The 7,722-nt window shown below is 56.7% G+C and carries 6 protein-coding genes; all 6 read left to right on the plus strand.

What is annotated here, in order from left to right; all coding sequences use genetic code 11:
• Positions 1 to 321 precede the first annotated feature (321 nt).
• A complete protein-coding gene (locus ACMNI9_RS09470) occupies positions 322 to 1,998 on the plus strand; it encodes a c-type heme family protein (RefSeq protein WP_418831782.1) in 1,677 nt (558 codons plus the stop codon).
• Positions 1,991 to 2,707, plus strand: coding sequence for a response regulator transcription factor (locus tag ACMNI9_RS09475; protein ID WP_418831784.1), 717 nt, complete (start codon positions 1,991 to 1,993; stop codon positions 2,705 to 2,707). The genes ACMNI9_RS09470 and ACMNI9_RS09475 overlap by 8 nt, the downstream gene beginning before the upstream one ends.
• A 316-nt stretch (positions 2,708 to 3,023) precedes the next feature.
• Complete coding sequence (locus ACMNI9_RS09480; RefSeq protein ID WP_418831785.1) at positions 3,024 to 5,492, plus strand: molybdopterin-containing oxidoreductase family protein; 2,469 nt, start codon at positions 3,024 to 3,026, stop codon at positions 5,490 to 5,492.
• 13 nt (positions 5,493 to 5,505) lie between these two features.
• Positions 5,506 to 6,168, plus strand: a complete 663-nt coding sequence (locus ACMNI9_RS09485) for a 4Fe-4S dicluster domain-containing protein (protein ID WP_418831787.1) — start codon at positions 5,506 to 5,508, stop codon at positions 6,166 to 6,168.
• Positions 6,169 to 6,232: 64 nt separating this feature from the next.
• Positions 6,233 to 6,913 carry a TorD/DmsD family molecular chaperone gene (locus tag ACMNI9_RS09490; RefSeq protein ID WP_418831789.1) on the plus strand — a complete coding sequence of 227 codons (681 nt, stop codon included), beginning with the start codon at positions 6,233 to 6,235 and terminating at the stop codon, positions 6,911 to 6,913.
• 8 nt (positions 6,914 to 6,921) lie between these two features.
• Positions 6,922 to 7,590: a hypothetical protein gene (locus ACMNI9_RS09495; RefSeq protein ID WP_418831791.1), complete on the plus strand. Its 669-nt coding sequence runs from the start codon at positions 6,922 to 6,924 to the stop codon at positions 7,588 to 7,590.
• The last annotated feature ends 132 nt before the right edge of the window (positions 7,591 to 7,722 follow it).

Here is a 7,722-nt window from a genome sequence, read left to right on the forward strand (position 1 = left end):
GCGCGCGAAAAACCGCCTTCGCTGGCAGGTTTTGACGTTTAGGGGTCGTTTGACTTAGCGGGGCGAGTCCCCTCACGAGCGCGCCGCGACGCTCCAACGCTGTGACCAGGCAAAACTAAAACGGGCAACGCCATGGCGAAAACAATGCTCGGCCCGACGACCTCAAACCGTCAAAACCTGCCAGCGAAGGCGGTTTTTCGCGCGCACGCTCTTCGCGCGATCGCGTGCCGGGAGCGGACTGCTTTACGTGGCTCTTAGTCTTGTGCTAGGGTTTACATCGCAATGCGAGGGGGCGTTGCGAATACGGGGGCGGGGACGCACATGGGAAAGCACTCTTTCAGTCTGAAGACTATCTATCTAGCTGCGCTGACGGCGGTGTTCGGTGCGTCGTTTCTTGCGTTCGCCGTCTTCGACTTCTACTCGCAGCAGCGCCAGACCGAGGCGGCTCTGCTGGAGGAGGCGCGCACATTCGCGCGCGAAATGGACGCCGTGTGGCAGTTCATGGACAACTCGCAGAGCATCATCAACAACACCTCGGACGGGACGTACGAATTCAAGGGTTTGCACTGCTCGTTAGTGGGGAAGAGCGTTGGCCGGTTGTTCTCGGCTGGCAGTGACTACGCTATTCGCTACACCAACTTCAACCCGCGCAGCGAGCAGGATATACCCGATGAATTCGAGGCGACGGCGCTCGAGCGCTTCAATGCCGACTCGTCGGTGAAAGAGCATTACGGCATTGCCGGGTATCAGGGGGAAGAGCGTTTTCGGTACGTGCAAGCGCTCGAGGTCGACAATAGCTGCTTGTCCTGCCATGGCGAACCGGCGGGCGAGCTCGACATCACCGGCAGAGAAAAGGAAGGATGGACGCTCGATTCCGTTGGAGGCGCCATCAGCATCGTTATCCCCATCGATCAGCAGCAGCAGACGTTGCGCGACAACGTGATTCGCGACGTCGTATTCTTCTTGGGGGTCGCTGCGTTCATCGGTGCGGTCATCTACGTGGTGACGACCTTCTTCGTGCTGCGTCCGATAGGAGGTTTACAGGCGGCGTTCGGAAAGCTGAAGCGCGGTCACATGGATGCGGAGCTTGGCGGCGGGCATGCGGCGAAAGAAGTGCAGCAGCTTGTTGGAGGGTTCAACGACATGGCGGGCGACCTGCGCGATATGTACGAGCACCTGGAATCGCAAGTTGAGGCTCGCACGATCGATTTGCAGGAGGCTAACGCGCTGCTTGAGCATCAGCGCGACAAGCTGGAAAAGCTGAATGCAAGCCTCGAGCAGGAGACTCGCTTCAAGTCCGATCTTTTGTCCATGGTGAACCATGAGCTGCGCACCCCACTGACATCCATAATCACGTTTGCTCAGATCTCGCGCGAGGCATGCGATCCGGGGCGTGAAAGCGATCGACGGTCTTGGGAGGAAATCGAGAAGAACAGCCAGATCTTGCTCAACATGATCAACAACATGCTGGACATCGCGCGATCCGATGCGGGTAGCATCAGGTCTACATGCGAGCCGATGGATCTGGGCGACGTGGCGGCGTCGGTCAAGGGCACCATGGCTCCGCTCGCGCGCAAATACGATGTTTCGTTCTGTACGAGGGTCGCTTCGGACGTGCCCTTGGTGAACGGCGATTACGAGAAGACGTTGCGCATGCTCGAAAACCTGGCCAGCAACGCCATCAAGTTCACGCCCGACGGCGGGTCGGTGGAGCTGCGCGTGGCGTACGACGAAAAGCGCCAAGTGGTAACGCTGTCGACGATCGATACCGGCATCGGCATTGCCCCCGAGGATCAGGAGCTCATTTTCGATCGGTTCTTCCAGGTGGATAGCACGTCGACGCGGAAGTACAACGGCAGCGGCCTGGGACTTGCCCTGGTGCGCGAGTATGCCGACATGCAAGGGTTCGCCATTTCGGTAGAGAGCGAAGTGGGGAAGGGCAGCGCTTTCGTTATAACGGTGCCGAAAAGGCTGATAGTGGGGGAAGACGATGTATAAGGTCATGCTCATCGACGATGAGGACAATTTGCGGCAGGCGATCGAGCAGCTTTTGACGTCGAACGGGTACGCGTTCTGCGGAGCCAAAGACGCCGAATCGGGCATGGAAATGCTTCTGCATGAAAAGCCCGACCTGCTGCTTCTCGATGTGATGCTGCCGGGGACGAACGGGTTCGATTTGTGTGCGCGCATCCGCGAGGAAGGCCGCCGTATTCCGGTCATTTTCCTTTCTGCGAAATGCGACATCGTCGACAAGAGCATCGGTTTTCGATCGGGTGGGGACGATTATGTGACCAAGCCGTTCGATGCCATGGAGTTGCTGTTGCGTATCGAGGCGAACATTCGCCGTCATAAGGACACGATAGATTTTGCGCGCTCGAGAAATCGGGAGGGAGTCGCTCAGATCGGCGATCTTGAGGTGCATTTTGGAGAATACCAAGTGCGTGTCAAAGGAAAGCCGGTGCAGCTGACCACGAAGGAGTTCGAGATCGTGGCGTTTTTGGCCGCACATCCGGGCAAGGTGTTCACGCGCAGCCAGATTCAGGAGTACATCTGGGGCGAGTCCGACGCCAACTGCAAGCCGACCAACAACATAACGGTGTTCGTTCGCAAGATCCGCGAGAAGATCGAAGAGAACCCTTCCGAGCCTCGATATCTGCTGACGGTCCAACGCGTAGGCTATAAGATGGCCGATCGGGTGGAGGGGTAAGGGCTCTCGAGAAGCCGAAGATCCGCCCCTTCCTCTTGCTTCTTTCATCAGGTGAATCCCCGTGACGTTAACGTCACGGTGGGCGCTTTATCTCATTATTAATTTAGTCATTAATATCCGGTTAATATCTTCTTAACGCAAAACTTATTTTCAGTTTATCGCAATAATTTTCAATGATCCGTAGAGTGCATGGTAAGGGAAAGTCGGGGGAAGCGAGACTTTCCATCTTGCGCTGCGGACGGCCTCCCTCCCTGCTGTTCGCGGCGCAAGAACGGTGCGACCGAGAGGTCGTGGGGAGAGAACGAGAGGAGCAAGCATGGCTGAAAACACAACGCATGGTTTCACCCGCAGAAGCTTCATCAAGGGCGCGGCGGCGCTCACTGCAACGGGCGCGCTGGTTGGCTGCAGCCCGCAGGCCAAGAATCTGGAGGAAACGGACAAGAAGCAGGAAGCCCCCGAGACGCAAATATTTTCCGGTGCCTGCCGCTCTCAATGCGGTCAGGGTTGCTACCTGAACGTCCATGTGCGCGATGGACAGGTTGTTCGTACGACGGCGGGCCATTTTGATGATGGTCCGGAATTCGATCGTATCTGCCCCAAAGGTATTTCGCAACCTGCTCGCGTATATAGTTCGGAGCGTTTGCGGTATCCAATGCGCCGCGTTGGTGAACGTGGCGAAGGGAAATTTGAGCGCATTACTTGGGACGAGGCTATCGCTGAAGTTACCGATAAATGGAAACGGTATATCGAGGAATTCGGTCCCACGTCTATTGCCTTTTTCTTAGGGAGCGGCAATACCGCCGAGCTTGGCGGTGGTGCCCCGGAAGGTTCCGTCATGGCGCGCTTGCTCAATGTCATGGGGGTCAGTCGCGTGTTGCCGGATCGCGATATCGCTACGCCTATGGCTTGGACCTACATGTTTGGACCTGGCGGGGCCGGAAACCGTGCCTCCGACGTGCCCAATGCTGATCATCATGTGATTTGGGGCGGTGACATCGCCGTGTCGGACAAGCAACGTGCGCACTTCTATCTAGAGGCGCGCGATGCTGGGTCTGAACTTGTGGTTATAGATATTGCTTATCGCACCATGGCCTCGAAGGCTGACTGGTTCATTCCTGTGCATCCTGCGACTGATGGTGCACTTGCATTGGGGACCATACGTGAAATTCTAGAGCAGGGATGGGAAGCAACAGACTTTCTTCGTGATCATACCGAAGCCCCCTTTCTCATTAAAGATAACGGGATGTTCCTGCGCATGAGCGATTTAGGTGTGGAGCCCGTCGCGATCACCAATGCGCAAGGGCAGGAGGAAAAAGTCGATCCGTGCGTTGTGTGGGATGATGAGGTGGCTGCCGCTGTCGCGTACAGTGAGGCAAAAAGGCCAGCGATGGGGGGTGTCCCCGAGGTCGCTGGGCATGCTGTGAAGACCGAGATGGAATTGATTCGAGAAGCCGTTGAGCCGTGGACCTTGGAGCATACCTCAGAAGTGACCGGCGTGAGTATTGATGACATTAAGCACCTTGCCCGTCTGTACACGCAGGAAGGCAACGTGCAGACGGATATGAAATTCGGACTTAATCACTATAACAACGGAATGTATAGTTCTAAGTGCGTCAACACGCTGCTGCTGGTCGCCGGCCAGATGGGTAGGGCGGGTTCGGGTCTCTACACGGGAGAACCGAACTTTGGGGAAGGCAATGTTCAGGCATGCATCAAGCTTCCGAGCGCAACAGGCGAGTTGCCTCAAGGGGTTGGAGCTGTTGTCAACTGGAGCGATTTCTTCAATATTGTGTCGAGCGGTCAAAAGCTCGGCGAGCCTTTCCCTATCAAGGCTTTTTACGCTTCGTGCACCAATGTTGTTTCAAACCAGACTGAGCAGAATGAAACTATTGAACTTATGAAAGCGCTTGATTTTATCGTTATTCAAGACATGACCATGAACGATACTTCCATATACGCTGACATCCTGCTACCTGCATGCCATTGGTTCGAAACCGAAGATCTACGCGTTCGATATTACGGAAATCCTTATCTGCTGTGGAATCAAAAGGCTATAGAGCCTTTATACGAGAGCAAGCCCGATTACGAGATTTACAAGCTTTTGGCTGAAGGTATGGGTTACGGCGACTTTTTTCAATTTACCCCTGACGAGTATCTGAACGTCTGCCTTTCTACGCCTTATGGGCAGGAGAATGGGATAACCATCGACAGAGTGCGCGAGAAGAATTATCTGCGATGCGATAACAACCCAGCCGTTGCTTTCGAAGGCGGAATCTTCACGACGGCATCGAAGCGGGCCATGTTCTACCGCGAATCTCCTAAACCTGACTACAACATGGGTCAAGAGGTGGATCTCAGCAAAGAAAAGCTCTCTTGTTATTGGGAGCCGGCGCGAGAGGCCGACCTGTCTAATCCTATTCGGGAGCGGTTCCCGTTCACGATTTGTTGCGAACACATGCGCACGCGCACTCACACGCAGTGGTACGACGTGGATTATATGAAGGAGTTTGAAGCGCAGCCGGTGTGCCGCATCAATCCTGAGGATGCCGCGGAGCTCGGCATCGTGGAGGGCGATACGATTCGGCTCTACAACGACCGCGGGTCTGTCACGTTGCTTGTCGTCCTCAATGCAGGGCAACAACGCAAATCGGTTCACTGTCCTCGAAGTTTTTTGACGCGTGAGCATATCGACGGTGATCTCGCGCGCACTACGTTTAACGATTATAACCAAGCTTGCAGGAATCAGTCTTATTTTGACTGCGCTGTCGCTATTGAGAAACTCTAGGAGGTTGGGGAAGATGACTCGATACGGAATGGCTATTGACCTTCGGCGTTGCATCGGCTGCCAGGCTTGCTCAGCGGCTTGTAAGTTCGCAAACAACCTCCCAAAAGATCTTGTGTATAACGTTGTTTATACAAAAAGCGATCAGGATTGGAGCACTTTGGGAACGGCCGTGGTGCGCGGATCGTTGTCGAACGATAACGCAGGTGGTACGTTTCCTGATTGCACGCTCGTTTTTCTTCCCATGCAGTGCCAGCACTGCAAAAACCCTGCGTGCCTCGACGTGTGCCCGACGGGCGCTACCATCAAGGATGAGGAAACCGGCATCGTGTCGGTGGACAGCGAGCTGTGCATCGGGTGCGAGTCATGTATCAAGGCGTGCCCGTACGAGGGCGTGCGTACGCTCATCAAGAGCCCCGAGTACTACCTTGACGTGGTGGTAGGCGAGCACGATGCGCCGCCTCATAAGGCTGGCACGGTGGAGAAGTGCACGTTCTGCAAGAACCTCATCGACCGCGACGAGGTACCCGCTTGCATGCAGCTGTGCCCGGGCCGCGCGCGCTACTGGGGCGATCTGGACGACCCCGAGTCCGCAGTGTCCAAGGCTATCGAGGGTCGCGAAGTCCTGCTCTTGCAAGAAGACGCCGGCACGGAGCCGAGCGTGTACTACCTGCAATAGCTTTACGCGGGGCGGCGGTTTTTGCAGCAACTGCCGCCCCTTTTCAAAAAAAGGGGGAGGGAACATGGAGCAATACGACGCTTTGAAAAGGGCCGTGGGGAGGGCTGACGCGTGCGAGCTTCTTTCGCGAGCGTTCGCATATCCCGACGACGTGCTTGTAGCCGCGCTTGTCGAAGGTGCTCTGGCCGACGACGCTCAGTCTTGCCTGTTGGACATGGGCGCGTCGATTTCCGTTGCTGGTGATTCGACGGCGGGGCTGCGATCCTGGGCGGAATCGTCCGTCGCGGACGTCTTGTCGGAGATGAGGAAAACGTACTCGCGCTTGTACCTTGCGCCGGGCGGTCGCACGCCGATTTTCCCTTACGAAAGCGCTTTCCTGCATGTTTCTATGGGCGCCCCGGGCGCACCTTCGCTGTTCCGCACGCCCGTCACGCTTGACGTTGAGCAGTGCATGCGCGAAGCCGGAGTGGTGGCGAAGAACGGACGCAAAGAGCCGTGCGACAGCGTTCAGGAAGAGTTCGAGTTCCTTTCGTACCTGTTCGCCCAGCAGGCCGAGGCGATTCGCACCGAAAACGAAGAAGCGCTGACCAGCCGAAACGAGCAGGCCCAATCGTTTCTTCGAAGCCACGCGCTTGCCTGGCTCCCCCGATTCATGGAACAAACTTGCGACTTGACCGACGGGCCGTACGCGGCGCTCGCCCTGTACGCTTCTGCCATCTTGGCGCATTTGTCTGACGAGAAATAGGGGAACGCATGGATTTCCCGCTGGTCTTTATTGGCGCCGTTGCGGCGGCGTTTGCGCTGCGCAATCCCATAAAGAAGGCGCCGGTGGCTTTTTACGTTTTGGCCGTGGCGGTGAGCGTGTTGTTCATCGCTGCGGAGTTTTTCCCGATGCCGCGTGCGGTGTGGAGCGCTTTGTTCTTGCTCGTTCAAAAATGCATGCTGGCCTTGGCTTTGTTTGCCGTGGTGATGCTCATCGGCGTGTTCTCGCGCGATTCTCGAGTGGGACGTTGGCTTCGTCCTATTCGCGCGGAGCTATCGATCATCGCCTGGATTCTGTCGCTGGGGCATATGGCCGTGTATTTGGCCTCGTACCTGCCTCGATTGGGCGGTGTGAACAAGGGCGCCGTGATGATCTCGTTCGTGGTTGCCTTGGTGCTGTTCGCCCTTTTGCTGGTCTTAGGGGTTACGTCGTTCAACGTGGTCAAGAAGCGCATGAAGAAAGACACATGGAAGCGCGTGCAGATGTTGGCATATCCGTTTTTCGGTTTGGTATACCTGCATCTAATGCTCATGTTGCTGCCGCCCGCTTTGCATGGCGGCGCGGCGGCGCAGGTCAGCGTGGCGGTGTACTCGGTACTGTTTGCCGCTTATGCTCTTTTGCGCGTTCGGCGTGCGATGATCGATCGAAAAGCCGCATAGCGGCAGCGCGACCGGGTTGGGCCGGCGGATTGTGCCTGGGTCGGCTGCGGTGGCGAGCCGTCGACGGGGCGCGCGCCTGGGCCGGATGCGCCGGCGGCCCGCCGCTGGCGCAGCCGCGCACGAAAAATCGCC

Origin of the sequence: Paraeggerthella sp., assembly GCF_048427265.1 — a bacterium.
Lineage (GTDB): Bacteria > Actinomycetota > Coriobacteriia > Coriobacteriales > Eggerthellaceae > Paraeggerthella > Paraeggerthella hominis.